The organism is Aliihoeflea sp. (assembly GCF_052435475.1).
In the GTDB taxonomy this organism is placed as follows: domain Bacteria; phylum Pseudomonadota; class Alphaproteobacteria; order Rhizobiales; family Rhizobiaceae; genus Aliihoeflea.
On record NZ_JBQVMV010000021.1, the window covers coordinates 1 to 26,354 of the forward strand.

Below are 26,354 nucleotides of genomic sequence, written 5' to 3' on the forward strand. Positions count from 1 at the left end.
TCGATCGCCATCGCCTTGGTCTGGGCTGAGAACTTGGGCTGGCTGTCCGTGCTGTAGCGCCCACAGGCACGACACTGATAGCGCTGATGGCCAGCCTTCCTGCCGCGTTTGATCAAGTCAGTCCCATCACATCCAGAACACCGCATTTCCATCCCTCCAAGGCAAATCACCTAGGAAAGAAGAATCTAAAACGAGCTCCGTGTAAACAGTGCTCCACAAGGAGGAGGGAGGGCATCCGCGTCGCGACCCAATCTTCAAAACTGGCTGTGCATTGAATCGTGTGGCAAGACGCCGGCGGCTCCCTCCCCCTTGTGTGGAGGGATAAAGGGTGGGGGTCCCGCTCAGAAGCCTTCGGACTACTGCGCCGTCCAGCCGCCATCGACGGAGATCGTGGTGCCGGTGATCTGGGCGGCGTCGTCGGAGCAGAGGAAGGCGACGGTGCCGGCGATCTGGTCGACGGTGGCGAATTCCTTCGAGGGTTGCTTGCGCAGGACGTGGTCGGCGACGACGGTTTCGCGGTCGAGGTTCTTTTCGGCCATCAGATCCTGGATCTGGGTTTCGACCAGCGGCGTCAGGACGAAGCCGGGGCAGACGGCGTTGCAGGTGATGCCCTGTCCGGCGGTTTCCAGTGCCGTCGTCTTCGACAGGCCGACGATCCCGTGCTTGGCGGCGACATAGGCCGACTTGTTGATCGAGGCGCGCAGGCCGTGGGCGGAGGCGATGTTGACGATGCGGCCGAAGCCGGCCTTGCGCATGATAGGCAGAGCCGCGGCCGTCGTGTGGAAGGCCGAGGTCAGGTTGATCGCGATGATGCGGTCCCATTGTTCGACCGGGAAGCTTTCGATCGGCGCGACGTGCTGGATGCCGGCATTGTTGACGAGGACGTGGAAGGCGCCGAACTTTTCGGCGGCGGTCGCAACGAGCTGGCGCGCGGCATCGCCCCTCGACATGTCGGCCGAGACGTAAAGCGCCTCGACGCCGAACTCGGCGGCGAGGCTTTCGGCGAGCGCGTGGTCCTCTGCGGCGTCGGTGTAGGAATTGAGGACGAGGTTGAATCCTGCCGCGCCCAGCCGCCGGGCGATGGCGAGGCCGATGCCCGAGGTCGATCCCGTCACGATTGCCGTTCTTTGCGCCGTCATGGCCGTGTCATCCCGTCTTGTTGTGGTTGTCGCCATCGAACATATATTGCAGCGCAGCACAATATGGACGCGCGCCGCCTTGCTCCGGCCCGATGGCGGGTTTAATTCGGGAGGCAGACGGCGGCACCAGATGAGGCAGGCCCAGTGAATCCGCATGTTCAGTTTCTCGACCGTCCGCTGACGCGCCGCATCTCGGTTGCGGTGCCGGTGGGTGGCGTTCTCGTCGGCGGCGCAGCGCCGGTCGTCGTGCAGTCGATGACGAATACGGACACGGCCGACATCGACGGCACGGTCGCGCAGGTCGCGGCGCTCAATCGCGCGGGCTCGGAAATCGTGCGCATCACGGTCGATCGCGACGAGAGCGCAGCCGCGGTGCCGAAGATCCGCGAGCGGCTGGAGCGGCTCGGGCTCGACGTGCCGCTGGTCGGCGATTTCCACTATATCGGCCACAAGCTTCTCGCCGACCATCCGGCCTGCGCCGAGGCGCTGGCTAAATACCGGATCAATCCGGGCAATGTCGGCTTCAAGGACAAGAAGGACCGGCAGTTCGCCGCCATCGTCGAAACAGCGATCCGGCACGACAAGCCGGTGCGGATCGGGGTCAACTGGGGGTCGCTCGACCAGGAATTGCTGACGCGCCTGATGGACCACAACCAGGCCAAGGGCTTTCCGATGACCGCGCAGGAGGTGACGCGCGAGGCGATCGTGCAGTCCGCGATCCTGTCGGCGGAACTGGCCGAGGAAATCGGGCTGGCGCGCGAGCGGATCATCCTGTCGGCCAAGGTTTCACAGGTCCAGGATCTGATTGCGGTCTATGTCGAGCTGGCGAAGCGCTCGAACCACGCGCTGCATCTGGGCCTCACCGAGGCCGGCATGGGCACGAAGGGCATCGTCGCCTCGTCGGCAGCGATGGGCATCCTGCTCCAGCAGGGGATCGGCGACACGATCCGCATCTCGCTCACTCCGGAGCCAAATGGCGACCGGACGCGCGAGGTGCAGGTGGCGCAGGAACTGTTGCAGACCATGGGCTTTCGCCAGTTCCTGCCGGTGGTCGCGGCCTGCCCGGGCTGCGGGCGCACGACCTCGACCGTGTTCCAGGAACTCGCCCAGACGATCGAGGGCGACCTTCGCCGCAACATGCCGGTCTGGCGCGAGAAATATCCGGGCGTCGAAAACCTCAAGGTCGCGGTGATGGGCTGCATCGTCAATGGACCGGGCGAATCGAAGCATGCCGATATCGGCATTTCACTGCCAGGCACGGGCGAGACGCCGGCAGCGCCGGTCTTCATCGACGGCGCGAAGGCTGCGACGTTGCGCGGGCCGGCGATCGCGGCCGATTTTCAGGTCATGGTCGCGGACTATATTGAAAAGCGCTTCGGGCGCGGCGCGGGCGCCTGAACATGCGGGCGCGGGCGCTCCTCGCAGCCCTCGTGCTTAGCCTTTCGCCCGTGCACGCCGCCGAAAAGGCGGCGCCGACGATCGGGCTCGTCTGCGATCTCATCGAGGAACATGCCGGCAGGAACGATCTGCCGGAGCAATATTTCGCACGGCTGATCTGGAAGGAAAGCCGGTTCAACCCGAATGCGGTCAGCCCGGTCGGCGCGGAGGGCATCGCCCAGTTCATGCCCGGTACGGCGGCGCTGCGGGGGCTTGCGGACAGTTTCGACCTGCACCAGGCGCTCGCGGCCTCGGCCGATTATCTGGCCGAACTCACCGCCAAATACGGCAATCTTGGCCTTGCCGCTGCAGCCTACAATTCGGGCGAGGGGCGCGTGTCGCGCTGGCTCGCCTCGGGCGGCTTCCTGCCGCTGGAAACCGAGAACTACGTGCTCGACATCATGGGTGCGCCGGCCGACGCGTTCATCGGCGTCAGGAAGGCGGTGGACGTGCAGCCGCTCGACGACAAGAAGCCCTTCGGCGAGGCCTGCCGCGAACTGCCGGTTTCAGGCGCCTCGATGGTGGCGATGGCGAGCGTTCCCGTCCTGCCCTGGGGCATCCAGGTCGCCGGCAATTTCCGACGCGACGCGGCGCTGCGGCAATGGCAGCGCCTGCGCCAGCAGCATTCGCGCGTCCTGTCGGGCCACGAGCCGGTCGTCAGCCGGATACGTAATCCGCGTGCGCGGGCCGGCATCTACGCAGTGCGGATCGGGGCGGAAACGCGCGGGGAGGCGGACCGGATATGTACCGCGCTGCGCGGGTCGGGCGGGTCGTGCGTGGTGTTGAAGAATCGCTGAAGGTACACGGCGAGGAGCGCCCCCTCCACCATGCTGCGCATGGTCCCCCTCCTGGGGAGGTGGCCTGAAGGGTCGGAGGGGGCGCTGGTCGAGGCGCTATCTGTCTCGCTCCGCCACGAAACGCGCCGTCGCCATCAGGATCGCGGCTCGATCGCCATAGGGCGCGACGAGGTCGCAGGCCTGGGTGACGAGGCCGCCCAGTTGCCTCCTGGCCCAGGCTTCGCCGTGGAGCGCGACGAGCGTGCCCTTGCCGGCGGCGGCGTCCTTGCCGGTGGCCTTGCCCATCGCCTCGGGCGTCGAGGTGTGGTCGAGGAGGTCGTCGGCGAGCTGGAAGGCGAGGCCGATGGCGGAGCCGAATTCGGCCAGCCGCTCGATGTCGGCCTGCGGCGCGCCGGCGGCGATGGCGCCGGCCTCGCATGCGAAGCGGATCAGGGCGCCGGTCTTCATCGCCTGCAGGCGGATGATGCCGGCTTCGTCCGGTGCATCGCGCTCGGCGGCGAGGTCGAGCGCCTGCCCGCCCACCATGCCGCCGATGCCGGCCGCGCGCGCGAGCTTGCCAACGAGTTCGACCTTTGCCCGTGCGTCGAGCTCCGTTGCCGGGTCGGCAAGAATGTCAAAGGCGAGCGTCAGGAGCGCGTCGCCGGCGAGGATCGCAGCGGCCTCGTCGAAGGCCTTATGGACGGTCGGCTGGCCGCGACGAAGATCGTCATCGTCCATCGCCGGCAGATCGTCGTGGACGAGCGAATAGGAATGAACGCATTCGAGCGCGGCGGCGACGCGCAGGACCGCCTCGCCGTCAGCGCCGATCAGCGCGGCGCTTTCCATGACGAGGAAGGGGCGCAGCCGCTTGCCGCCATTGAGGACGCCGTGGCGCATGGCGGCGAGGAGGCGCTGCGGACGGTCGATCTCGCCGGGAAGCGGCCGTGCGCCGAGAAGCGCGTCGAGCATCGCCTCGACGCGCAGGGCGGCGCCGGCAAGGAGGGTTTCGAAGTCGATCTGGCTATGGTCGTGCATGGTCTGGCAATCGCCTCTGCCGCCCGTCCGGTCAAGCGATATCGGCGCGTGACGGCCGGCCGCGATTGCGTAGGGGGACGCGAGCCGCTAGACGAGTGGACGTGTCGGAACATGGAAGAGACGGGTGGACGAGCCTGCAATCGAGGTCGAACCGCGCAGGACCGAGAGGCCAGAAGCGTTGGCGCTTTTGAGGCCGCGCCGCAAGCGCCGTTCGGGCTGGCGCTGGGTCGGGCGCGTCGCGCTCGCGCTTGGCGTGCTGGCAGTGCTGCCGCTCGTGCTTACGCTGCTTTACCGCCTGCCCGCCGTGCCGGCGCCGTCCACGCTGATGGTCCGTGACGTCGTCACGCTTCAGGGCTACGACCGACGCTGGGTTCCGATCGACCAGATGGGAACGGCGATCGTCCATTCGGTGATGATGTCGGAGGACGGTCAGTTCTGCGCGCATCGGGGCGTCGACTGGCCGGCGCTCAATGCCGTCATCGAGGATGCGATGTCGGGCGAGCGCACGCGCGGCGCCTCGACCATCACCATGCAGACGGCGAAGAACCTCTATCTCTGGCATGGCCGCTCGATGATCCGCAAAGGCATCGAGGTGCCGCTGTCGCTCTATCTCGACGCGGTGCTGCCGAAGCGGCGGATCATGGAAATCTATTTGAACATTGCCGAATGGGGGCCGAACATCTATGGCGTGGAGGCTGCGGCGCAGCATCATTTCGGGCGCTCCGCGCGCGAGCTGAGTTCGCGGCAGGCGGCGCTTTTGGCCGTCGCGCTGCCCAACCCGCTGAACCGCGACCCGGCCAATCCGGGGCAGGGGCTCTCGCGCCTGGCGGGGACGATCGAGGCGCGGGCGAACCAGGCAGGGGCTTATGTCGGCTGCCTGCGGTGACCGCCTGAAAAAATTCGAGCCCTGAGTCTGGTCAACCCGACTGCCGGCGTGTATAGGCACCGCAACCTTTCGCAGAATTAGGCCCGTTGCAGGCCCCATTGGGGTTGCGCAGGTCATTGATCGATACCCGGAGCAAGACCATGGCTGTACCTAAAAGGAAAACTTCGCCTTCGAAGCGCGGCATGCGCCGCTCGGCCGATGCGCTGAAGTCCCCGACCTTCACCGAAGACAAGAATTCCGGCGAAATGCGTCGCCCGCACCACATCGACCTGAAGACGGGCATGTATCGCGGCCGCCAGGTGCTGACGCCCAAGGAAGGCTGAGCCTTTCGACGAGACGTGAAAAAAGCCGGGCATTGCCCGGCTTTTTTGTTGCCTGCGTTGCGTTGGATTTAGATCAGGCGTCGGCGCCGCGAACCATCTGCGTCGATTCCCAGCCTTCGCCAGCCGAGATGATGCAGCTCTTGCCATCCGTGCCGGTGGCAAGAATCGTCCACGAGCCGCTGTCGGACACGAAGACCTCGACAACCGCGCTGTTGTCGACCATGCCGACTGCCGTCGCGCTTTCGTTGAAGTGCTGCTCGAGTTCGGTGACGATGTTGGCGCGCTCGGAGCACATGTTCATCGACAGCATGTTGGCGTTGAGGGCCGGCGTCTCGACCGCCGGGGCCTCGGGCTGGATCGCCGCCATGTCGGCATTCGGGCTGGTGGCCGAAGCAAAGGGAAGTGCAGTCAGGACCATCGCTGCTGCCGCCGCTGAGACGATAAGGGCTGTGCGTGCCATTGGAAGCACCTCCTGCGTTTCGGCCAGCGGGGAAAGACGATTTACAAAACTGCCCTGCCCGACCCGGAAAATCTTTGGCCACCCTCGGCGGCTTCGGGGGAACAAGGGTTTAGGAAGTGTATCCGTTCCATCACGAGTCTGTGACGTTGCGTAATGTGCGCGACGACGAAAAACGGGCGCCCCTGGGGGCGCCCGTTCGTCTTGATTGGAGGAAGCACCCCCACTCCGGCCCTGCGGGCCACCTCTCCCCCTGCCCGGGGGAGAGGAAGGGTGTCGTTCTAGTTCATCGTCGGGATGACGAACTCCGCGCCGTCCTTGATGCCCGAGGGCCAGCGGGAGGTGACGGTCTTGGTCTTGGTGTAGAAGCGGAAGGCGTCGGGGCCGTGCTGGTTCAGGTCGCCGAAGCCGGAAGCCTTCCAGCCGCCGAAGGTGTAGTACGCGATCGGGACCGGGATCGGCACGTTGACGCCGACCATGCCGACCTGGACGCGGGCGGCGAAGTCGCGGGCGGCGTCGCCGTCGCGGGTGAAGATCGAAACGCCGTTTCCGTATTCGTGCTCGTTCGGCAGGCGCAGCGCGTCCTCATAGGTGTTGGCGCGCACGATGGAGAGAACAGGGCCGAAAATCTCTTCCTTGTAGATTTTCATGTCCGGCGTGACGTTGTCGAACAGGCAGCCGGCCATGTAGTAGCCGTTCTCGTAGCCCTGCATCTTGAAGTCGCGACCATCGACGACGAGCTTGGCGCCTTCCTGGACGCCGCCGTCGACATAGGCCTTGATGCGGGTCAGGGCTTCGGCCGTAACCACCGGGCCGAAATCGGCCGAGGCGTCGAGCGAGGAGCCAATCTTCAGCGCCTCGACGCGCGGGATCAGCTTTTCGACGAGACGGTCGGCGGTTTCCTTGCCGACCGGGACGGCGACCGAGATCGCCATGCAGCGCTCGCCGGCCGAGCCGTAGCCGGCGCCGATCAGGGCGTCGACCGTCTGGTCCATGTCGGCGTCGGGCATGATGATCATGTGGTTCTTGGCGCCGCCGAAGCACTGGGCGCGCTTGCCGTTCGCGGTTGCGCGCGAATAGATGTACTGCGCGATCGGCGTCGAGCCGACGAAGCCGACGGCCTTGATGTCCGGATCGTCGAGAATGCCGTCGACGACTTCCTTGCCGCCATTGACGACGTTGAGGACGCCGGCCGGAAGGCCCGCCTCGATGAAGAGTTCGGCGATGCGCATCGGCACGGACGGATCGCGCTCGGACGGCTTCAGGATGAAAGCATTGCCGGCGGAGATCGCCGGGCCGATCTTCCAGAGCGGGATCATGGCCGGGAAGTTGAACGGCGTGATGCCGGCGACGACGCCGAGCGGCTGGCGCAGGGAATAGACGTCGATGCCGGGGCCGGCGCCGTCGGTGTATTCGCCCTTCATCAGGTGCGGGGCGCCGATGCAGACCTCGATCACTTCGAGTCCGCGCTGGATGTCGCCCTTGGCGTCGGGGATGGTCTTGCCGTGCTCGCGGGCGAGCATTTCGGCGAGTTCGTCATACTCGTTCTGGACGAGGTCGAGGAACTTCATCAGGACGCGCACGCGGCGCTGCGGGTTGGTCGCGGCCCAGCCGATCTGCGCCTGCTTGGCGTTCTCGACGGCTTCGCGCAGTTCCTCGCGCGAGGCGAGCGCGACCTTGCCGCGCACCGAGCCGTCCATCGGCTGCATGATGTCCGCGGTGCGACCGCTCTTGCCGGCGACGCGCTTGCCGCCGATGAAATGTCCGACCTCGATCATGAGGATCTCCCTAAGCTTATCGGTTTGGCGGCATCTTCTGCGCATGGCGGCAGCAATGCAACGCCAAGTGGGCGCAAGCCGCTGTGCAAGGATCGATGAGCGAGAAAGAACGTGCACGAAATGGTGCAACGCGGTATGGGGAAGAAGGGTAGGAGATTTCCATGAACTGGGACGACATGCGCGTGTTTCTGGCGGTCGCGCGCTCTGGGCAGATCCTGGGTGCGGGCAAGCGGCTCGGGCTCAATCACGCGACCGTTTCGCGGCGCATGGTGGCGTTGGAATCCGCGCTGGGCGCGAAGCTCCTCAATCGTTTGACCACCGGCTGCGAACTGACGCCGGAGGGCGAGCGGTTTTTGCAGGTGGCCGAGCGCATGGAGGCGGACATGATCGCCGCGCGCTCGGAAGTAGCGGGCGAAGGAACCGCGCTGTCGGGCACGGTGCGGATCGGCGCGCCGGACGGGTTCGGCGTCGCGTATCTGGCCGGGCGGCTGCCGGAATTCTCCGCGCTTCATGCCGAGCTCGACCTCCAGCTCGTGCCGGTGCCGCGCTCCTTCTCGCTGTCGCGGCACGAGGCCGACATCGCGATCACCGTCGACCGTCCGACGGAGGGCCGGCTGGTGGCGGCCAAGCTCGTCGATTACACGCTCGCCATCTACGCCTCGCGCGCCTATGCCGAGGCGCACGGCCTGCCGCAATCGACCGACGATCTCCTGAAGCACCGGCTGATCGGCTATGTGCCGGACCTGATCGTCAGCCCGTCGCTCGACTATGCGCGCCAGTTCCATCCGCAATGGGAGGCGCGGTTCTCGGTGTCGTCGGCGCTGGGGCAGGTGGAGGCGGTGCGGGCGGGAGCCGGCGTTGGGATTTTGCACTCATTCATCGCGCGCAAGCATCCGGAACTGGTGCTGGTGGAGGCGATCAAGCCGATCCGGCGGGCGTATTGGCTGGTCTATCACGAATCGGTGCGGCCGGTGCGGCGGATACAGGCGGTGGCGGGGTTTATTGCGCAGGCGGTGGAGAGGGATCGAGGGCTTTTCGCGTAGGTTTGCGCTTTGTCGCGCCCCCCTCTGTCCTGCCGGACATCTCCCCCCGCGAGGGGGGAGATCACGCTCGGCATCGACGCGAGTAATCTCCCCACCTGCGGGGGAGATGTCCGGCAGGACAGAGAGGGGCAACTTGGAGCGTCAACGCTTCAGGCTATCGCCCGCAACCTCTCCGGCAGCGTCGCCAACACATCCGCGGTCGCATTCGCGAACGCCACGCGCAGATGCCGTTCGTTGCCGGGGCCGAAGAAGGCGCCGGGGATGGTGACGATGCCGGCTTCGCGGGCGAGGCGTTCGGAGATGCGGGTCGAGCTTTCTCCTTCGAAGGGGTGGCGCAGGAAGGCGAAATAGGCGCCGATCGCGTCGAGGGTCCAGCCGTTGGCGCCGTCGAGCGCCGCGCTGAGTGCATCGGCGCGGTGGGCGATTTCGGCGCGGTTGTCCTCGCGCCACGCGGCGAGCGGCGCGATGGCCGCGGCGACCGCGATCTGAGGGGCGCGCGGGGCGCAGATCTGGACGTTGTCCATGATTCGGGCGATGGCATCGACCATCTGCGGCGCGGCGGTGACGGCACCTAGGCGGTGGCCAGGGATGCAGAAGGATTTGGAGAAGGAATAAAGGCCGATCAGATTGTCCTGCCACAGCGGCTCGGAAAAGAGGTCATGCGGGCGGGCGGCGCCGAGCGGCAGAAAGTCGCGATAGGTCTCGTCAAGGATCAGCCAGATGCCACGGTCGCGGCAGAGCGCCAGGATGTCGGCGAGGAGCGCGGGCGGGTAGATGGCGCCGGTCGGATTGTTCGGCGTGACGATGGCAAGCGCGCGGATGTCCGGCGTGATGGCGGCGGCGACGTCCTCGAGCCTCGGCAGGAAACCGTTTTCGGCGTGGCAGCGCACATAGCGCGGCGCGATGCCGAGCATTTCCAGCGTCGTCTCGTGATTGAAGTAGCAGGGGTTGGTCATCAGGATCGCATCGCCAACGCCGGCGACCGCCATGGCGGCGGTGACGAAGGCCTGATTGCAGCCCGAGGTGACGTGGATGTTTTCGGCGGCGATCGGCGCGCCATAAAGTTCTGCCTGATGCGCGGCGTAGCTTGCGCGCAATTCGTCCTCGCCCTCGATCGGGCCGTAGCCGCAGGCGGCGACGGAGCCGGCCGCTTCTGCGAGCCAGTCGAGCATGCGCGGTTCTGGCGGGTAGCCGGGCACGGCTTGGGAAAGGTCGACCAGCAGGCCGAGGCGACCGTCATAGGCGCGGCCCCAGGCCTGGACGGCGGGGATCGGCGGGGCGGACAGGCTGGCGATCAGCGGATTGAGGCGCGGTCTCATCATGCGGGGTCTGGTCTCAGGACTTCCGGGACTTGGCGGCCTTTCGCGCCGGTGCCTTGCGCTGGGCGGGGGTGGAGCGACGAATGGCGCGGCGGGCGGTCGTCTGCGGCTCGGCGCGGGCGTTCATATCGGCAAATTCGCTCGTCAGCCAGTCGATGAAGACCTGGACGACCGGCGCGGAGCGCAGATCCGAGCGACAGGCGACATGGAAGGCGTCGACTGCCGGCACGGCGAGGTTGAACGGCGCGACGAGCTGGCCGGAGGCGAGGAACCGGCTTGCCGTCACCGTGTCGCCGAGCGCCACGCCATAGCCGTGGATCGCCGCCTCGATGGCGAGGCGCGCGTCGCACATGTGGTGCTGCGCATTGCGCTTCAAATCGAGCGCGTCGGCAGCGGAGAGCCAGGTGTGCCATTCGCGCCCGTCATCGGCGTGGAGCAGGATGTGCTCCTTCATGTCGCGGATGGTGCGGATCGGCCGGTTGTTGATGAGCGAGGGCGAGACGACGGGGAAGAGGTCGAGCCCGGTCAGCCGGCGCGACCAGCAGTCGGTCCAGTTGCCATCGCCGTAAAGGACGCAGATGTCGATGCCGGCGGAGTGGATCAGGTCCGGGTCGTTGGCGGCGTCGAGGGTCAGGCGGATGTCCGGGAAGCGCGCGGTGAAGGAGGAGAGGCGCGGCAGGAGCCAGAAGGACAAGAGCGCGGGGACGCAGGTGACCGACAGCGCGCCAGCGCTTGACGGACGCGTCAGGCGGGCGGTCGCGCCGGCGATCTCGGCGAAGGCGGTGGAGACGGAGGGCAGGAGCTCGGCCCCGTGGGCGGTGAGTTTCAACCGCTGGCCGCCGCGCTCGAAAAGCTGCACGTCGAGCGCGGATTCGAGCGCCCTGATCTGGTGGCTGACCGCGCCATGCGTGACCGAAAGCTCCGCCGCAGCCTTGGTCAGCGAGCCGTGGCGGGCCGCCGCCTCAAAGGCGCGCAAGGGGTTGAGCGGGGGCAGGCGGGGTGCCAAACTCGATTTCCGATGTGAAGAAAGCTCACAGCAAGCGCTACAACATTATCAATTGCATTTTCAATGGCACTGGCTCAACAATTCGATCTGCCACAACATTATGCGGCACGCGTCGGCGACCAAGGAGCAGGCAATGGGCTGGGATCAGGCGAAACTCGAAGCCCTGCGCGACAAGTTCGCGGACGGCACCGGCGGCGACATCGCCGATCCGCGCTTTCGCAAGGTGGCCGAGAAGATTTTCTCCAAATCCGGCACGCGGCTGGCGCCCTATGCCGGGATGCCCACTTTCCTCACTGCGCCGCACCTCGCGATTGATCCCGCCGCGCCCGATTTCGGCGATCTGCAGGTCGGCATCTATGGCGTGCCGATGGATTTGGGTGTCACCAACCGCAACGGCTCGCGTTTCGGGCCGCGCGCGCTTCGCACCATCGAGCGGATCGGGCCTTACAACCACGTGCTCGAATGCGCGCCGGTGCAAGAACTGCGCGTGGCTGACATCGGCGACGTGCCGTTTGCCAGCCGCTACCGGCTGGAGCAAAGCCATGACGACATCGAGGCGCATGTGACGCGCATGGTGGATGCGGGCGTCGTGCCACTCGGTGTCGGCGGCGACCATTCGATCACCCATCCGATCCTGAAGGCGGTCGGCCGCGACCGGCCCGTCGGGCTGATCCATATCGACGCGCATTGCGACACCAGCGGATCGTTCGACCAGACCAAGTTTCACCATGGCGGGCCGTTCCGCAATGCGGTGCTCGACGGCGTGCTCGATCCGACCCGGACGATCCAGATCGGCATTCGCGGCTCGGCCGAATATCTGTGGGAGTTCTCCTACGAGAGCGGCATGACGGTGATCCATGCCGAGGAGGTCGACCGGCTCGGCATCCCCGCGATCATCGAAAAGGCGCGCGCGATCGTCGGCGACGGGCCGACCTATCTCTCCTTCGACATCGACAGCCTCGACCCCTCGTTCGCGCCCGGAACCGGCACGCCGGAAGTGGGCGGACTGACGACGCGCGAGGTGCTGGAACTGCTGCGCGGCCTGAAGGGCGTCGATCTCGTCGGCGGCGACGTGGTCGAGGTCGCGCCGCAATATGATTCGACGACCAACACTGCCCATGCGGGAGCACAGGTGCTGTTTGAAATATTGAGCCTGATGGTGTTCAGTCCATCCATCATTCGGGCCTGAGCGGTCTGCAAACGCCTGCTTTCTGCGCTTCCGGTGCTCACGTACGATAGTACGCTCCGCTCCGGTTCTCGAAACCAGACGTTTTCGACTCGCACAGACCCGAATACCCGGGCTGAATTGGGAACAAGGGAACGGCCGCAAAGGCCACACAAGAGGAACGACGATGAAGAAGTTTCTGACCACCAATGTGAGCCGGCGCACGGTGCTCGCCGGCACGGCGATGACGGCCGGCATGCTTGCCATGCCCTCGATCCTGCGCGCGCAGGACCGCTCGATCAAGGTCGGCGTCTATGGCGGATATTTCAAGGAATCGTTCGACACGCACATCTTCCCGGCTTTCACCGAGGAAACCGGCATCGCGGTCGAATCCATCGCGGAGCCGACCGGCGAGGCGTGGCTGGTGCAGCTCGAGCAGGCCGCGCGCGCCAACCAGGCGCCGGCCGACCTGTCGATGATGGCGCAGGTCGCCATGCTGAAGGGTCAGGCTAGCGAGCTCTGGCAGCCGCTCGACCTCGCCAAGATCTCGAATGCCGACAATCTGCTCGAACGTTCGGTCAACAAGTATCCGGACGGCCGCGTCTGCGGCATCGGCGCCGTGGCTTGGTATATCACGCTCGTGACCAACACCGACGTCTATCCCGAGGCGCCGACTTCCTGGCAGGCGCTGTGGGACCCGGCGAATGCCGACCGCCTCGGCCTGCTAGCGCTGGTCTCCAACTCCTTCCTCCTGGAAGTCACCGCCAAGACGTTCTTCGGCGGCACCGACCATCTCAGCACCGACGAGGGGCTGGAGGAAGTGTTCCAGAAGCTCGCCGAGGTGAAGCCGAACGTTCGGCTTTGGTATCGCGACGAGGCGCAGTTCGAGCAGGCGCTGAAGTCGGGCGAAATCCCGATGGGCCAGTATTACCACGACGTGACGGGCCTTGCCGCGGCCGACGGCAACCCGGTTCGCTCGACCTTCCCCGAAGAAGGCGGCATCCTGGATTCAGGCTCGTGGGCGCTGTCCCGCGCGTCGCAGAAGGCCGAGGAAGCGCATGTCTTCATCGACTATATGACGCGCGCCGAAACGCAGACGCTGATGTCGCAGAAGGTCGGTACCGCGCCGACGATCAAGCGCGAACTGACCCAGCTCACGGACGAGGAGTTCGCCGCCGTGTCGTCGGACATCGATCCGATCGTCCCGCGCTACGACCTCTACCAGACGCGCGATGATTTTCTGAACCAGAAGTGGACGGAGCTCATCGCCGGCTGACGGGCGCGACGATATTCACGCCAGGACGGCCTGCAAACGGCAGTCTTCTGCGCTTCCGGTGCTCACGTACGAAAAGTACGCTCCGCTCCGGTTCTCGAAGCCAACCGTTTTCGGCTCGCCCTGACCCGAATCTCGACGCGCCCGACCGCAGTGCACCTGCTCGGCGCGTCGGAACCACAATCTTCCGGGCTGCGTTTGCAGCCCGGACCATCGGAAAGACGGGACGGCGATGACGGGTCTCGCGCTCAAGGCGATCACCAAAAAATTCGGCGACTTCAAAGCCGTCGACCAAGTCAGCCTCGACGTGCCGCAGGGCACGTTCGTGTGCCTGCTCGGCCCGTCGGGCTGCGGCAAGACCACGCTTCTGCGCATGATCGCGGGGCTCGAGGAGCCGAGTTCGGGGCAGGTCGTCGTCGACGGCCAGGACATCACCGCGACGCCGACGCACAAACGCAATTTCGGCATGGTGTTCCAGTCGCTGGCTTTGTTTCCGCATCTGAATGTCGGCGATAACATCGCCTATCCGCTGCGCATTCGCGGCGCATCCAAGGCCGAGCAGAGTGCGCGGGTCGACGAACTGCTGAAGCTCATCCATCTGCCTGATTTTGCGAAGCGTCCCGTCGCCAAGCTTTCCGGCGGCCAGCGGCAGCGCGTGGCCATCGCGCGCGCGCTCGCCATCTCGCCGCGCCTCTTCCTGCTCGACGAGCCGCTTTCGGCGCTCGACGCCAAACTGCGCGAGGCGATGCAGGTGGAGCTGCGCCAGCTCCAGCAGCAGCTCGGCATCACCACCATCGTCGTCACCCACGACCAGCGCGAGGCGATGACCATGGCCGATCTGGTCGTCGTCATGGGCGAGGGCCGCATCCGGCAGGCCGCGCCGCCGGTCGAAATCTATCGTCGCCCGGCCGACAGTTTCGTCGCCGGCTTTATCGGCTCGACCAATCTTCTGGCCGTCGAAAGCGACAGCATCGGCCGTGTCACCGCGCTCGGCACCGCTTTGCCGGATGTTGCGATGGTCGACGGCGCCCGGGCTGCGACGCTCTCCGTGCGGCCCGAGGACGTGCAGATCACCGCGCCGGGCGAAGGCGTCCTGGCCGGCACGGTGACCTTCGTGCGCGATCTCGGCGGCACGATCGAAACCTTCGTCGACGTTTCCGGCACGACCATCGTCGCCGTAACGACACCGCGCGACCGCTCCGATCTTGCCGCTGGGCAGAAGGTGGGCGTGCGGATACCGGCGCAAAGCGCGGTGGTGCTGAAATCATGAGACGCGAGGCGCCGAAGAGCGTTGCGGATTACGCGCCGCTGGTCTTTCCGGGCTTCATGCTGGTCGCCTTTTTCGTCGTGCCGTTCGGCACGATGGTTGCCGTCTCGTTCTTCCAGCGTCAGCAGGGCGGGTTCTACACGCCGGCCTTCATCTTCGACAATTACGAGCGGTTTCTCTCCGCCTTCTTCGGCGGCGTGCTCGGGTTCTCGATCATGCTGGCGGTCTTGGTCGCCCTGGTGTGCGTGGCGATCGGGTTTCCGTTCACCTGGCTGATCTCGAAGGCGAGCCGGCGGGTGCAGGTCGTGTGGCTGGTCGCGCTTTTGTCCGTTCTGTCGCTGTCCGAAGTCATCATCGGCTTTGCATGGTCGACGCTGTTTTCGCGCACGGCCGGCATCACCAACCTCCTCGTCTGGGCGGGATTGATGGCTGAGCCGCGAGCGCTCTTCCCCGGTTTCGGCGCGGTGCTGACGGCGATGGTGTACCAGGCGTTGCCCTATACGGTGCTGATCCTTTATCCCGCCATCGTGCGGCTCGACCCGACTTTGACGGAAGCCGCGCGGACGCTGGGCGCGTCGCCGATCCGCGCCTTCTTTAACGTCGTCGTGCCGGGGCTGCGCAACACGATCGTGGCGACGCTGATCATGGTCTTCGTCTTCGCGCTCGGCGCCTATCTCCTGCCGCAGATTCTCGGCCGGCCGCAGCATTGGACGCTGTCGGTGCTGATCACCGACCAGGCGATCTACCAGTCGAACATGCCGTTCGCCGCGGCAATGGCCGTGTTCCTCGTTCTCATGTCGCTCGCGATGGTGGGGCTGACGCTGCTCGTCGGGCGCAGGGGAGAGGCGGCATGAACAGGGCCCTGACGCGTCTTTATCTCGCGCTCGTCGCGATCTTCCTCGCAGCACCCATCGTCGTCGTCGCGGGCGTTTCGGTGAACGAGCGGCAGAATTTGACCTTCCCGCCGCAGGGTTTTTCGCTCTCCTGGTATGCGGCGATCTTCACCGATGATAGCTGGCGGCAGGCGCTGATGAATTCGCTGCTTCTGGCGACGCTTGCGGCGACGCTGGCGGTGCTGATCGCGCTGCCGCTCGCCTGGTTCCTGTGGCGGCGGATTGCACCCTGGGCGAACGTGTTCCAGCTTCTAGGCGTCGCGCCCTTCGTGCTGCCGCCGGTCATCACCGCGCTCGGCTTCCTGACCTTCTGGACGACAGCGGGCGCATATGGGCAGTGGTGGACGGCGATCATCTCGCACGGCATCTTCTTCGTCACGCTGCCTCTGGTGACGCTGACCCTCGGCTTCGCGTCCATCGACCGATCGCTGGTCGAAGCGGCGTCGACCATGGGCGCCAGCGACCGGACCGTGCTGCGAACGGTGGTCCTGCCGCTCATCCTGCCCTATCTGGTATCGGGCTTCGCCTTCGTGTTCGTGCTGTCGCTCAATGAATACATCGTCGCCTACATGACCGTGGGGTTCACCATGGAAACGCTGCCGATCAAGATCTTCAACGCGCTGCGCTACGGCTACACGCCGACCATGGCGTCGGTGTCGGTGTTCTTCGTCGCGCTCGCGGCGCTGATCTTCGGGCTGGTGGCGCGGTTCGGCGACCTGCCGCGACTTCTCGGCGCGCTGTCGTCGGACGAAAGCTGATGAAGATCGCCGCCTACCAGATGGAAAGCGTGCCGGGCGACGTGGCCGCCAATCTCGCCAAGATCGAACGTGCGGCGCAAGAGGCAGCGGCCAAGGGCGCGTCGATTCTGGTCGCGCCGGAACTGGCGCTGACCGGCTATGGTGCGGGTCGCGCGGTGCGCGAGAAGGCGGAGACGTCGGAGGGCGCGCAGGTCGCGCGGCTGGCGGAGATCGCGGCGGAGACGGGTGTCGCCATCCTCGCCGGGTTCTCCGAGCGCGACGGCGAGACGCTGCGCAACAGCGCCGTCTATGTCGATGGCGAGGCGGTGCCGACGATCTACCGCAAGTGCAATCTCTACGGTCCCTATGAGCGCGGTCTGTTCGAACAGGCGAAGCCCGAGGCCGTGACCTTCGAGCGCGGCGGGCTGAAGTTCGGCATTCTGATCTGCTACGACGTCGAGTTCCCGGAGAACGTGCGCCGTCTGGCGAAGGCCGGTGTCGACGTCGTGCTGGTGCCGACGGCGCTGCCGGCAAGCGACCACGACGCGTTTATTGCGCGCAAGCTGGTGCCGGTGCGTGCCTTCGAAAACCAGGTGTTCCTGGCCTATGTCGACCATTGCGGGGCGGATGAGCGCTTCGCCTATGCGGGCCTCTCGGTCATAGTCGCGCCGGACGGAACGCTTCTGGCGGAGGCCGGCGAGACAGGGGAGGCGCTTCTCGTTGCGGAGCTCGATCCGAGCCGCTACCAAGCCTCGGCGGAAGCGAACAGCTATCTCGCAGACATGAATTCATAACTGCATCGAAATTCCGAATGCTGGAATTTCTCGGAAGGAGCTCCCATGACCATCACCCGGCACGAAACCGGCCCACGCATGAGCCAGACCAACATCTTCAACGGCGTCGTTTATCTCGCCGGACAGGTCGGCGACGGCGACACGGTCAAGGCGCAGACGGAATCGATCCTCAAGGAGATCGACCGGCTCCTGGCGCTGTCGGGCTCGTCCAAGTCGCGCATCTTGTCGGCGCAGATCTGGCTCGACGACATGGCGAATTTCGCCGAGATGAACGCGGCCTGGGATGCGTGGGTGGACAAGGCGAACACGCCCGCGCGCGCGACCGGCGAGGCGAAGCTCGCGGCGGCGAAGTATAAGGTCGAGATCATTGTGATCGCGGCTCAGGGCTGATGCTGCTGGCATTGTCAACGGAACTGCTTTTCGGCGCGCCCCCTCCACCCACAAGGGGGAGGGATAAAGGGTGGGGGTCCCCTTCAGCAAAAGCCGCACCCCACCCCACCGACGCAACCGCTTCAATGAATCGCGGGCTTCGTCACCCGCCGCGCATCGCCGCCAGAAGCACCCCGACATAGCCGTCCCTCAGCCGCAACTGCTCGTCCAGCGGCGGCATGCGCAGTTTCATGCCGTCGATCGCGTCGAGCAGCATGTCGGCATAAAGCCTTGGCGGCAGCGGCGTCGGCCCGCTTTCCATAATTGCCGTCTCGACAAGCTCGATCATCCGCCCGCGCCCGGTCGCCACCACTTCGGCGGCAAGGCTCGTCTTCATGTCGAGGATTTCCGCGCCATGCGGCGATGCTTCGACCTCGCCGACGAGATCCATCACGCAGGTCAAAGCGCTGCCGAGCTTGTCCGGCAGATCGCCGGGTCCGGCGAACACCGCCTCCGCATTCGAGACGCAATACTGCATGAATGCCGTCGCCAGCGCCCGGTAGATGTCCGTCTTGTTGCGGAACTGGAGGTAGAGCGCCGGCCGCGAGATCTCCGCCGCCTTGGCGATGTCGTCCATCGTCGTGCGCTGGTAGCCATAGGCGAGGAAGCAGCCCATCGCCCCGTCGAGGATGCGCGTGCGGCGCTCGTCCTCGCAATTGACGAACAGCATGTCGGAAAGGGCCTGTGTCATTCCGTCCTGTTTGACAAAATAACAGAATTTGTCAATATGTCCTTGGCGCAAGATGGCGCCGAGGGGTGAAAAGGCTGACGCGATGCGGCTGACCGTCAACGGAAAAGCGATCCAGATCGATGCCGAGCCGGAGATGCCGCTCCTGTGGGCGCTGCGCGATCTCGCTGGCATTCTCGGCCCGAAATTCGGCTGCGGCATTGCCGCCTGCGGCGCCTGCACCGTGCTGGTCGACGGCGCGCCGGTGCGCTCCTGCGTCATGCCCGTCAGCGAGGCTACCGGTGACATCATCACCATCGAAGGCATCGGCACGCCCGAGGCGCTCCACCCGGTGCAGCAGGCGTGGATCGACGAGCAGGTCTCGCAATGCGGCTATTGCCAGGCTGGCCAGATCATGACCGCCGTCGCATTGCTGGAGGCCAATCCGGCCCCCACGGACGAGGACATCGACAACGCCTTCGGCGGCAATCTGTGCCGCTGCGGCACCTATCCGCGCATCCGCGCGGCGGTGAAACGCGCCGCCGGCGCGCCGGCGGGAGCCTGACGCCATGTCGCGGCTCGGCACCATCACACGGCGCACCTTCCTCGTCGGCGCGGTCGCGGTCGCGGGGGGCGTCGCTTTCGGCACCTGGTATGTCCGCCGCCCCTACGCCAATCCGCTTCTCGACGGGCTCGGTGAGGACGAGGTCGCCTTCAATCCCTTCGTCAAGATCGGCACCGACGAGACGATCACAATCATCGCACCCCGCGCCGAGATGGGCCAGGGCATCGCCACGACGCTCGCCGCCTTCGTCGCCGAAGAACTGGACGTGCGGCTCGACCAGGTGAAGGTCGAGCACGGCCCCGCCTCGCCCGCCTATTACAATGCGGCGATGATGGAGGAAGCCGGCCCCTTCCCCTTCTTCGACGAAAGCCTGATGGCCGAGGTCACGCGCCGCAGCTTCGGCACCGTCGCCAAGGTGCTCGGCCTGCAGGCGACGGGCGGGTCGTCCTCCACCCGCGACGGTTTTGTCCGCATGCGGCAGGCCGGCGCCGCCGCCCGCATCATGCTGACCGAGGCCGCCGCCCGCCGGCTCGACGTTCCGGCCGCAGAATTCACCACCGCCGATGGCGAAGTGATCCACGAAGCCTCCGGCCAGCGCGTGACCTATGGCGCGCTGGCGCTCGATGCTGCCGCGATCGAGCCGCCCTCAGACGTCCCGCTGCGCGACCGCGCCGAGTGGAAGCTTCTCGGCCAGTCGCAGCCGCGCGTCGACATGCTCGCCAAGGCGACCGGCGCCCCGGTCTTCGGCGTCGACGTCACCGCGCCGGACATGCTCTTCGGCACGGTGAAGATGAGCCCGGTCTTCTGGCAGGAACCGACTGCCGTCGACCTCTCGAAAGCGGAAACCGTTCCGGGCGTCATCCGCATCGTGCCCATATCCTCGACCTACGGCCACGGCTTCGGCATCCTCGCCACAAACACCTGGGCCGCCTTCCGCGCCGCAGGCCTGATCGAGGCCGACTGGGGCACGCCGGACTACCCGGCCGACAATGCCGCAATCGACGCGCGTCTGACCGAAGCGCTTTCCGACCCGACCTCCGGCTCGTCCATGCGCGACGACGGCGACGTCGAAACCCTCTTCGCCGACGCCCCGCGCGAGCGCCTCATTGAGGCCGAATATGCCGTCCCTCTCCTCGCCCACGGCTGCATGGAGCCGATGAACGCGACCGCGAAGCTCGCGGACGGCAAGCTCACGGTCTGGGCGCCGAACCAGGTGCCGACTTTGACCGCGCAACTTTGCGCCTCCGCGCTCGGCATGGAAACGGCGGACGTGACCGTCCACACGACGCAGATGGGCGGCGGCTTTGGCCGGCGCGAGGTCGATTTCTCGATCTATGCGGCACTACTCGCCGATGCGGCCGGCGGGCGACCGGTCAAGGTGACGTGGACACGCGAGGAGGACATTGCCCGCGACGTCTTCCGCCCCGCCGCCAAGGGCCGCTTCCGCGCGCGGCTCGATGAGACCGGTCTGCCGGTCGCGCTCGACATGACGATCGCCGCGCCCTCCATCCTCGGCAGCGTCATGCGCCGCACCTTCCCGTCGATCTCGCCGGTCGGCCCCGATGCGACGATCACGCAGGGCGCGCACGACCAGCCCTATTCGATCGCGAACTATCGCGTGCGCGGCATCAAGGCCGATCTCGGCGTGCCGGTCGGCTTCTGGCGCTCGGTCGGCATGTCGTTCAACACCTATTTCCACGAAGGCTTCCTCGACGAGATCGCGGTCGCGGGCGGCACGGACCCCGTCGACCTGCGCCGCCGGCTCGTCGCCGACTATCCCGCCGCGCTCGGCGTCGTCGATCGCGTCGCGGAAATGGCGAACTGGAGCGAACCACCGGCGCAAGGTCGCGCGCGCGGCTTCGCCTTCGCCCTCGCCTTCGGCTCGTGGATCGCCCAGATCGTCGAGATCGCGGACACGCCGGCCGGCATCCGCATCGAAAAGACCTGGATGGCCGCCGATGTCGGCATCGCGCTCGACCCGTCGATCATCGAGGCGCAGCTCGTCTCCGGCGCGGTTTTCGGCTTCTCCTCGGCAATGAACCAGGAAATCACCCTTCGCGAAGGCCGCGTCGAGCAGTCGAATTTTCACGACTATGACGCCATGCGCATGCACCAGTGTCCCACCTTCGAGGTCGCGATCCTCGAAAACGCCGAGAAGATGGGCGGCGTCGGCGAGTTGTCGACGCCGACCTCGGTCGCGGCCCTCGCCAATGCCGTCTTCGCGCTGACGGGCATGCGCGTTCGCCAGTTGCCCCTGTCGCGCGAGGTCGCCTTCGCATGAGATTCGTCGTCGCGCTCGCTCTGCTGGCCCTGCCGGCGCCCGTCCTCGCGCAGGAAGCGGCCCCAGCGCAGGGCCTCGCCGAATGGCAGAAGATCTACGAGGTCTTCTCCCATCCGCGCTGCGCCAACTGCCACACCGAGGACGACCATCCGCGCTGGTCCGGCGTGCATTACGGGCCGACGCGCATCCACCCCTTCAACGTCCGGCGCGGCCCGGACGGCTTCGGCAATACCGGCCTCACCTGCCAGACCTGCCATCAGGAAACGAATGCGCAGATTCTGCACGGCCCGCCCGGCGCGCCGAACTGGCACCTGGCGCCGGCCGAGATGGTCTGGTTCGAAAAGAGCTCGGCCGAGATCTGCGCCCAGATCAAGGACCCCGCCCGCACCGGCGGCATGGACTTGGAGGAAGTCGCGATCCACGTCCGCGACGATGCGCTGGTCGCCTGGGGCTGGGACCCCGGACCTGGTCGCGAGCCCGCGCCGGGCTCAGCCGAGGAGACCTTTGCGGCGCTCGAACGCTGGACGGCGCTCGGTGCGCCCTGTCCGGCAGAAGGCGACGAATGATTGCGCCAGTAATTGGCAGGAGTGATGGGTCGATGAAGAAATGTGACTGTTTGCGCATAGCGCGATGATGTAGAAGCCCGCGTGGCTTCAAACCGTTTGAAGACGGGATCGCCCGATACCATCTGAAGCGCGATGCGCTGGCGGGTCCCGAAACCGGATTAACCGACAATGTCGAAGTTCAAGTTCCACAAGTTCGCGGCCCTGGCCGTGTTTGCCGCCACGGCTGCCTGGGTCGCGACGGGCGAGTTCTCGTCCGTCGGTTCGGCACAGGAAGAGGCCGACGCGCAACGGACCGACGCCCCGAAGGTCGAGGAAAAGCGCCATACGGTCGCCGTCGTGCGTCCGCCGCGCGTCGAGCACTCGCGCGCCATCCGCATGTCGGGCCTCACCGAGGCCGACAAGCGCTCGGTGCTCGCCGCCCGCTCGGCCGGCATCATCGCCGAACTGCCGATCTCCAAGGGCCAGACCGTCAAGGCCGGCGACCTCATCCTGCGGCTCGACGCCGAGGGCAAGGAAGCGGCCGTCGAGACCGCGCGCCAGTTGCTGTCGCAGCGCGAGGCCGAAGCGCAGGCCGCCGAACGGCTCGTCCAGTCCGGCTCCCTGCCGCGGCTCCAGGCCGACAATGCGCGTTCCGCCCTTTCCGCCGCCCGCTCGGAACTCGAAGCCGCGCAGGCCGAGCTCACCCGCAACGAGGTCCGCGCGCCCTTTTCCGGCCTGATCGACCGCGTCAATGTCGAGATCGGCGGCTCGGTCATGCAAGGCACCGAGATCGCGACGATCCTCGCGCTCGATCCGATCATCGCCACCGGCGAGGTCGGCGAACGCGACCTTGGCTACGTCACGCGCGGCGACCGCGCCGACGTCCGCCTCGTCAATGGCGACGTGGTGGAAGGCGAAATCCGCTACATCTCGCGCGATGCGTCCAGCCAGACCCGCACCTTCCAGGTCGAGGTCGCGATCGACAACGAGAACAATGACATCCCCGCCGGCATGACGACGGAAATGACGCTGCGCGCCCAGGCGGTCGAATCGGTCCGCCTGCCCCGCTCGGTCGTCACGCTGAGCGTCGCCGGCGATCTCGGCATCCGCGCCGTCGATCCCGAGAACAAGGTGATCTTCGTGCCCATCGACCTCGTCGACGACACGCCCGAAGGCCTCATGCTCGCGGGCATTCCCGCCGACGCACGCGTCATCGTCTCCGGCCAGGACCTCGTCGCCGAGGGCGACACGGTCAATGCCGTCGAGGCCGACGAGGAAACGATCCGCAGCCTGACGGGCGAAGTCGCCCGGGTCGGCACCGACTAGGATTCACGGACATGAACATCGTCCGCATCGCCATCGACAATGCCCGCCTGACGATCTCGATCCTGCTCTTCCTGATCGTGGCGGGGGCCTTGTCCTACCAGTCGATCCCGAAGGAGGCCGAGCCCGACATCGCGATCCCGATCATCTATGTGAGCCTCGCCTATCAGGGCATCTCGCCGGAGGATTCGGAGCGGCTTTTGCTACGCCCCGTCGAGATGCAGATGAAGGGCCTGTCCGGCGTCAAGGAAATGCGCTCCTCGGCCTATGAGGGCGGCGGCTTCGTGCTGGTCGAGTTCCAGCCCGGCTACGACTTCTCCAACGCGCTCGAGGACGTCCGCGCCAAGGTGTCCGACGCGCGGCGCGAACTGCCGCAGGGCGTCGACGAGCCGACCGTCAATGAGGTCAACGTCTCCGAATTCCCGGTCCTCGTCGTCACGCTGTCCGGCGACCTGCCCGAACGCGTCCTCGCCCAGACCGCGCGCGAACTGCGCGACCGCATCGAGGAAGTCCCCGGCGTTCTCGAAGGCGCGCTGCAGGGCACGCGCGACGAGCAGGTCGACGTCGTTATCGACCCGGTCAAGCTCTCCTCCTACGGCCTCCAGCTCGACCAGATGATCCAGGGCGTCAATGCCGGCAACAGCCTCGTCGCCGCCGGCGCGCTTCAGGGCGCCGAGGGCCGATACCCGGTCAAGGTCCCCTCGCTGATCGAGACCGTCGAGGACGTCGCCAACCTGCCGATCGTCGCCGGGCCCAATGCCGTGGTGCGCGCGCAGGACCTCGCCACCATCCGCTCCACCTTCAAGGAAGCCGAGACGATCACCCGTCTCGACGGCCGCCCCGCCATCGCCATCGAAGTCAAGAAGCGCTCCGGCGCCAACCTGATCGACACGGTCGACCAGGTGAAAGTCGTCGCCAGCACGTTCCAGCAGGCGCTGCCCATTGCCATCGACATCTCCTACAGCCAGGACAAGTCGGACATGGTCCGCCAGCTCCTGAGCGACCTGCAGAACCATGTCCTGATCGCGGTGATCCTCGTCTTCATCGTCATCCTTTACGCACTGTCGGGCCGCGCCTCGCTGCTGATCGGCCTCGCCATCCCCGCCTCGTTCCTGATGGGCATCCTGGCACTGTCGCTGATGGGCTACACGGTCAACATGATCGTACTGTTCAGCCTGATCCTTGCCGTCGGCATGCTCGTCGACGACGCGATCATCGTCACCGAATTCGCCGAGCGGCGCATGTCGGAAGGCATGGACAAGCGCGCCGCCTTCGAGCTTGCGGCCAACCGCATGGCCGGCCCGGTCATCGCCGCGACCATGACCCGCATCGCGGCCTTCTCGCCGCTCCTGTTCTGGCCGGGCATCGTCGGCGAGTTCATGAAATACCTGCCGCTGACGCTGATCGTCACCCTGTCGGCCTCGATGCTCTTCGCGCTCGTTTTCACGCCGACGCTCGGCGCCATGTTCGCCAAGGCCGAACCCCATCCCGAAGGCAAGCCCGACGGGCTCTATATGGCGATCGTTAAGAAGGCCGTCGCCTTCCCGAAGACGGTGCTCGTCCTCACCGTCGGGCTCCTGGTCGGCGTCCAGTACAGCTACACGCAGTACGGCGCGGGCGTCGAATTCTTCCCCAATGTCGAGCCCGAATACGGCCTGATGTACGTCCACGCGCGCGGCAATCTCTCGCTCGCCGAAATGGACGCCGCCACGCGCCAGGCCGAGGAACGGCTTCTCGGCTGGCCCGGCGTCTCCTCCGTCTACACCCGCGTCGGCCAGACGCGCGGCGGCGGGCAGGACATCGACGAGGACGTCGTTGGCGTCATCCAGTACGAATTCCACGACTGGCGCGAGCGCAAGGCGGCAAGCGAAATCCTCAACGATCTGCGCGCCGAGATGTCGGGCATTCCCGGCGTCGAGGTGCAGGTGCGCGTTCCCGAGGCCGGCCCGCCGACCGGCCAGCCGATCCAGGTCCGCCTCTCGGCCGCAGATCCGTCCGGCCTCAACGAACAGGCCGCCGCCGTCGCCGCCCGCATCGGGCAGATTCCCGGCGTCATCGAGATTTCGGACGGCCTGCCGCCGCCCGGCGTCGACTGGGCGTTGAAGGTCGACCGCGCCAAGGCCGCGCGCTACGGCGTCTCGCCGAGCCAGGTCGGAACCGTCGTCCAGCTCGTCACCACCGGGCTGAAGCTCACCGACTACCGCCCCGCCGGCGTCGACGACGCGGTCGACATCCGCCTGCGCCTGCCCGACGACCGCCGCACCCTGTCGAGCCTCGACCAGCTCCGCGTCCAGACGCCTGAAGGCGCGGTGCCGATTTCCAACTTCGTCACCCGCGAGCCGCAGCCCCGCACCGGCATTCTGAACCGAATCGATGCGGAGCGAACCATCGTCGTCCAGGCCAACATCGCCACCGGCTATCAGGTCGCCGAGGTCCAGGCCGAGGTGGCGCAGGCGCTTTCCGAGATGGACATGGGCCAGAATCGCTGGCGCCTCGCCGGTTCGAGCGAGGAAAGCGCCGAGGCCGGCGCCTTCCTGACCAAGGCATTCGGCGCCGCGATCTTCCTGATCTTCGTCGTCCTTCTCGCCCAGTTCAACAAGTTCACCAGCGTCTTCCTGGTGCTGATGACGGTTGTGATGTCCACCATCGGCGTCTTCCTGGGCCTGCTGCTGACGGGCCAGACCTTCGGCGTCGTGATGTCGGGCATCGGCATCATCGCGCTTGCCGGCGTGGTGGTGAACAACAACATCGTCCTCATCGACACCTACGATCTTCTGCGCCACGAAGGCATGTCGAAGATGGACGCCATCCTGCAGACCTGCCGCGAGCGTGCCCGTCCGGTCGTGCTCACCGCCCTGTCGGCGATCTTCGGCGTCGCGCCGATCGCCTTCGGCCTCGGGCTCGAACTCTTCCACCACGAGACGACGATCAACGCGCCGTCGACGCAGTGGTGGATCTCGCTCTCTTCGGCGATCGTCTACGGCCTGTCCTTCGCCACCGTGCTGACCCTCGTCGTCACGCCCGCCGCCCTGATGGTGTTCACGCGCGAGCACCTGAAGCCGGGCGAAACGCGGCGGACCTTCTGGCAATGGCTCCTGCGCCGCAAGCCGAAGGATAAGGCGCAAGAGGCCCCCGAAGCGCTCCCCGCGCCGGCCGAATAGGCAGATTAGCAACTGGTGAATCGGCCTTGCGGAACTCGCAGGCCGCTTCGCGCAT

The 26,354-nt window shown here is 66.4% G+C and carries 25 protein-coding genes; 17 read left to right on the forward strand and 8 right to left on the reverse strand.

Annotated features, from left to right (window positions below; genetic code table 11):
- On the reverse strand, positions 1 to 152 hold a 152-nt coding region (locus ACT6QU_RS17515), incomplete at its 3' end, for an IS1/IS1595 family N-terminal zinc-binding domain-containing protein (protein ID WP_444836988.1).
- A 204-nt stretch (positions 153 to 356) separates the two neighbouring features.
- Positions 357 to 1,139 carry a 3-hydroxybutyrate dehydrogenase gene (locus ACT6QU_RS17520; RefSeq protein ID WP_444564274.1) on the reverse strand — a complete coding sequence of 261 codons (783 nt, stop codon included), beginning with the start codon at positions 1,137 to 1,139 and terminating at the stop codon, positions 357 to 359.
- A 144-nt stretch (positions 1,140 to 1,283) separates the two neighbouring features.
- Here ACT6QU_RS17520 and ispG point away from each other — a divergent pair, with 144 nt between their 5' ends.
- Both ispG and ACT6QU_RS17530 read left to right on the forward strand, forming a co-directional pair.
- A complete protein-coding gene (gene ispG, locus ACT6QU_RS17525) occupies positions 1,284 to 2,537 on the forward strand; it encodes a flavodoxin-dependent (E)-4-hydroxy-3-methylbut-2-enyl-diphosphate synthase (protein WP_444564275.1) in 1,254 nt (417 codons plus the stop codon).
- Between the two features lie 2 nt (positions 2,538 to 2,539).
- Positions 2,540 to 3,373: a lytic transglycosylase domain-containing protein gene (locus ACT6QU_RS17530; protein ID WP_444564276.1), complete on the forward strand. Its 834-nt coding sequence runs from the start codon at positions 2,540 to 2,542 to the stop codon at positions 3,371 to 3,373.
- Positions 3,374 to 3,469: 96 nt separating this feature from the next.
- On the opposite strand, the gene ACT6QU_RS17535 is transcribed toward ACT6QU_RS17530, so the two are convergent.
- Positions 3,470 to 4,387 carry a polyprenyl synthetase family protein gene (locus tag ACT6QU_RS17535; RefSeq protein ID WP_444564277.1) on the reverse strand — a complete coding sequence of 306 codons (918 nt, stop codon included), beginning with the start codon at positions 4,385 to 4,387 and terminating at the stop codon, positions 3,470 to 3,472.
- 124 nt (positions 4,388 to 4,511) lie between these two features.
- Here ACT6QU_RS17535 and mtgA point away from each other — a divergent pair, with 124 nt between their 5' ends.
- Both mtgA and rpmF read left to right on the forward strand, forming a co-directional pair.
- Positions 4,512 to 5,273: a monofunctional biosynthetic peptidoglycan transglycosylase gene (mtgA, locus tag ACT6QU_RS17540; protein WP_444564278.1), complete on the forward strand. Its 762-nt coding sequence runs from the start codon at positions 4,512 to 4,514 to the stop codon at positions 5,271 to 5,273.
- Positions 5,274 to 5,413: 140 nt separating this feature from the next.
- On the forward strand, positions 5,414 to 5,596 hold the full coding sequence (gene rpmF, locus ACT6QU_RS17545; RefSeq protein WP_024587246.1) for a 50S ribosomal protein L32: 183 nt from the start codon (positions 5,414 to 5,416) through the stop codon (positions 5,594 to 5,596).
- A gap of 73 nt (positions 5,597 to 5,669) precedes the next feature.
- Here rpmF and ACT6QU_RS17550 read toward each other — a convergent pair whose 3' ends face one another.
- On the reverse strand, positions 5,670 to 6,056 hold the full coding sequence (locus tag ACT6QU_RS17550) for a hypothetical protein (RefSeq protein WP_152529580.1): 387 nt from the start codon (positions 6,054 to 6,056) through the stop codon (positions 5,670 to 5,672).
- A 278-nt stretch (positions 6,057 to 6,334) separates the two neighbouring features.
- On the reverse strand, positions 6,335 to 7,831 hold the full coding sequence (locus tag ACT6QU_RS17555) for a CoA-acylating methylmalonate-semialdehyde dehydrogenase (protein WP_444564279.1): 1,497 nt from the start codon (positions 7,829 to 7,831) through the stop codon (positions 6,335 to 6,337).
- A 161-nt stretch (positions 7,832 to 7,992) separates the two neighbouring features.
- On the opposite strand from ACT6QU_RS17555, the gene ACT6QU_RS17560 reads away from it, so the two are divergent.
- On the forward strand, positions 7,993 to 8,874 hold the full coding sequence (locus ACT6QU_RS17560) for a LysR family transcriptional regulator (RefSeq protein WP_444564280.1): 882 nt from the start codon (positions 7,993 to 7,995) through the stop codon (positions 8,872 to 8,874).
- Between the two features lie 149 nt (positions 8,875 to 9,023).
- On the opposite strand, the gene ACT6QU_RS17565 is transcribed toward ACT6QU_RS17560, so the two are convergent.
- Positions 9,024 to 10,196, reverse strand: a complete 1,173-nt coding sequence (locus tag ACT6QU_RS17565) for an aminotransferase (protein ID WP_444564281.1) — start codon at positions 10,194 to 10,196, stop codon at positions 9,024 to 9,026.
- A gap of 13 nt (positions 10,197 to 10,209) precedes the next feature.
- Entirely contained in the window at positions 10,210 to 11,199 is a 990-nt protein-coding gene (gcvA, locus tag ACT6QU_RS17570; RefSeq protein WP_444564282.1) for a transcriptional regulator GcvA, read from the reverse strand.
- A 133-nt stretch (positions 11,200 to 11,332) separates the two neighbouring features.
- Between gcvA and speB the strand changes: the two genes are divergently transcribed.
- From speB to ACT6QU_RS17605, 7 genes are all read left to right on the forward strand, one after another.
- Positions 11,333 to 12,388 carry an agmatinase gene (gene speB, locus ACT6QU_RS17575; RefSeq protein WP_024587240.1) on the forward strand — a complete coding sequence of 352 codons (1,056 nt, stop codon included), beginning with the start codon at positions 11,333 to 11,335 and terminating at the stop codon, positions 12,386 to 12,388.
- 220 nt (positions 12,389 to 12,608) lie between these two features.
- Positions 12,609 to 13,640, forward strand: a complete 1,032-nt coding sequence (locus tag ACT6QU_RS17580) for an ABC transporter substrate-binding protein (RefSeq protein ID WP_444564339.1) — start codon at positions 12,609 to 12,611, stop codon at positions 13,638 to 13,640.
- Positions 13,641 to 13,869: 229 nt separating this feature from the next.
- The gene (locus ACT6QU_RS17585) at positions 13,870 to 14,907 is read left to right on the forward strand and encodes an ABC transporter ATP-binding protein (protein ID WP_444564283.1); all 1,038 of its coding nucleotides are present in this window, start codon (positions 13,870 to 13,872) and stop codon (positions 14,905 to 14,907) included.
- Positions 14,904 to 15,758, forward strand: coding sequence for an ABC transporter permease (locus tag ACT6QU_RS17590; RefSeq protein WP_444564284.1), 855 nt, complete (start codon positions 14,904 to 14,906; stop codon positions 15,756 to 15,758). The genes ACT6QU_RS17585 and ACT6QU_RS17590 overlap by 4 nt, the downstream gene beginning before the upstream one ends.
- Positions 15,755 to 16,555 (forward strand): ABC transporter permease, encoded by an 801-nt coding sequence (locus ACT6QU_RS17595; RefSeq protein ID WP_444564285.1) that lies wholly within the window; start codon positions 15,755 to 15,757, stop codon positions 16,553 to 16,555. The genes ACT6QU_RS17590 and ACT6QU_RS17595 overlap by 4 nt, the downstream gene beginning before the upstream one ends.
- On the forward strand, positions 16,555 to 17,328 hold the full coding sequence (locus ACT6QU_RS17600) for a carbon-nitrogen hydrolase family protein (protein WP_444564286.1): 774 nt from the start codon (positions 16,555 to 16,557) through the stop codon (positions 17,326 to 17,328). The genes ACT6QU_RS17595 and ACT6QU_RS17600 overlap by 1 nt, the downstream gene beginning before the upstream one ends.
- Positions 17,329 to 17,373: 45 nt before the next feature.
- On the forward strand, positions 17,374 to 17,718 hold the full coding sequence (locus ACT6QU_RS17605) for a RidA family protein (protein WP_444564287.1): 345 nt from the start codon (positions 17,374 to 17,376) through the stop codon (positions 17,716 to 17,718).
- Between the two features lie 142 nt (positions 17,719 to 17,860).
- Here the strand turns inward: ACT6QU_RS17605 and ACT6QU_RS17610 are convergent, their stop codons facing one another.
- Positions 17,861 to 18,448 (reverse strand): TetR/AcrR family transcriptional regulator, encoded by a 588-nt coding sequence (locus ACT6QU_RS17610; protein WP_444564288.1) that lies wholly within the window; start codon positions 18,446 to 18,448, stop codon positions 17,861 to 17,863.
- Between the two features lie 82 nt (positions 18,449 to 18,530).
- Between ACT6QU_RS17610 and ACT6QU_RS17615 the strand changes: the two genes are divergently transcribed.
- From ACT6QU_RS17615 to ACT6QU_RS17635, 5 genes are all read left to right on the forward strand, one after another.
- Positions 18,531 to 18,989 carry a (2Fe-2S)-binding protein gene (locus ACT6QU_RS17615; protein WP_444564289.1) on the forward strand — a complete coding sequence of 153 codons (459 nt, stop codon included), beginning with the start codon at positions 18,531 to 18,533 and terminating at the stop codon, positions 18,987 to 18,989.
- 4 nt (positions 18,990 to 18,993) lie between these two features.
- Entirely contained in the window at positions 18,994 to 21,270 is a 2,277-nt protein-coding gene (locus tag ACT6QU_RS17620) for a molybdopterin cofactor-binding domain-containing protein (protein WP_444836714.1), read from the forward strand.
- Positions 21,267 to 21,836 (forward strand): hypothetical protein, encoded by a 570-nt coding sequence (locus ACT6QU_RS17625; protein WP_444564291.1) that lies wholly within the window; start codon positions 21,267 to 21,269, stop codon positions 21,834 to 21,836. The genes ACT6QU_RS17620 and ACT6QU_RS17625 overlap by 4 nt, the downstream gene beginning before the upstream one ends.
- Positions 21,837 to 22,004: 168 nt before the next feature.
- Positions 22,005 to 23,141 carry an efflux RND transporter periplasmic adaptor subunit gene (locus tag ACT6QU_RS17630; protein ID WP_444564292.1) on the forward strand — a complete coding sequence of 379 codons (1,137 nt, stop codon included), beginning with the start codon at positions 22,005 to 22,007 and terminating at the stop codon, positions 23,139 to 23,141.
- Between the two features lie 11 nt (positions 23,142 to 23,152).
- Positions 23,153 to 26,299 (forward strand): efflux RND transporter permease subunit, encoded by a 3,147-nt coding sequence (locus ACT6QU_RS17635; protein WP_444564293.1) that lies wholly within the window; start codon positions 23,153 to 23,155, stop codon positions 26,297 to 26,299.
- The last annotated feature ends 55 nt before the right edge of the window (positions 26,300 to 26,354 follow it).

Coding starts and splice junctions, on each gene's coding strand:
- ACT6QU_RS17550 (WP_152529580.1), bottom strand. CDS start 6,056: ATGGCACGCACAGCCCTTATCGTCTCAGCGGCGGCAGCAGCGATGGTC.
- ACT6QU_RS17610 (WP_444564288.1), bottom strand. CDS start 18,448: ATGACACAGGCCCTTTCCGACATGCTGTTCGTCAATTGCGAGGACGAG.
- ACT6QU_RS17595 (WP_444564285.1), top strand. CDS start 15,755: ATGAACAGGGCCCTGACGCGTCTTTATCTCGCGCTCGTCGCGATCTTC.
- ACT6QU_RS17620 (WP_444836714.1), top strand. CDS start 18,994: ATGTCGCGGCTCGGCACCATCACACGGCGCACCTTCCTCGTCGGCGCG.
- ACT6QU_RS17590 (WP_444564284.1), top strand. CDS start 14,904: ATGAGACGCGAGGCGCCGAAGAGCGTTGCGGATTACGCGCCGCTGGTC.
- ACT6QU_RS17635 (WP_444564293.1), top strand. CDS start 23,153: ATGAACATCGTCCGCATCGCCATCGACAATGCCCGCCTGACGATCTCG.
- ACT6QU_RS17625 (WP_444564291.1), top strand. CDS start 21,267: ATGAGATTCGTCGTCGCGCTCGCTCTGCTGGCCCTGCCGGCGCCCGTC.
- ACT6QU_RS17555 (WP_444564279.1), bottom strand. CDS start 7,831: ATGATCGAGGTCGGACATTTCATCGGCGGCAAGCGCGTCGCCGGCAAG.
- ACT6QU_RS17560 (WP_444564280.1), top strand. CDS start 7,993: ATGAACTGGGACGACATGCGCGTGTTTCTGGCGGTCGCGCGCTCTGGG.
- ACT6QU_RS17615 (WP_444564289.1), top strand. CDS start 18,531: ATGCGGCTGACCGTCAACGGAAAAGCGATCCAGATCGATGCCGAGCCG.
- ACT6QU_RS17530 (WP_444564276.1), top strand. CDS start 2,540: ATGCGGGCGCGGGCGCTCCTCGCAGCCCTCGTGCTTAGCCTTTCGCCC.
- rpmF (WP_024587246.1), top strand. CDS start 5,414: ATGGCTGTACCTAAAAGGAAAACTTCGCCTTCGAAGCGCGGCATGCGC.
- speB (WP_024587240.1), top strand. CDS start 11,333: ATGGGCTGGGATCAGGCGAAACTCGAAGCCCTGCGCGACAAGTTCGCG.
- ACT6QU_RS17565 (WP_444564281.1), bottom strand. CDS start 10,196: ATGATGAGACCGCGCCTCAATCCGCTGATCGCCAGCCTGTCCGCCCCG.
- ACT6QU_RS17630 (WP_444564292.1), top strand. CDS start 22,005: ATGTCGAAGTTCAAGTTCCACAAGTTCGCGGCCCTGGCCGTGTTTGCC.
- ACT6QU_RS17520 (WP_444564274.1), bottom strand. CDS start 1,139: ATGACGGCGCAAAGAACGGCAATCGTGACGGGATCGACCTCGGGCATC.
- ACT6QU_RS17600 (WP_444564286.1), top strand. CDS start 16,555: ATGAAGATCGCCGCCTACCAGATGGAAAGCGTGCCGGGCGACGTGGCC.
- ACT6QU_RS17605 (WP_444564287.1), top strand. CDS start 17,374: ATGACCATCACCCGGCACGAAACCGGCCCACGCATGAGCCAGACCAAC.
- ACT6QU_RS17580 (WP_444564339.1), top strand. CDS start 12,609: ATGACGGCCGGCATGCTTGCCATGCCCTCGATCCTGCGCGCGCAGGAC.
- ACT6QU_RS17535 (WP_444564277.1), bottom strand. CDS start 4,387: ATGCACGACCATAGCCAGATCGACTTCGAAACCCTCCTTGCCGGCGCC.
- ACT6QU_RS17585 (WP_444564283.1), top strand. CDS start 13,870: ATGACGGGTCTCGCGCTCAAGGCGATCACCAAAAAATTCGGCGACTTC.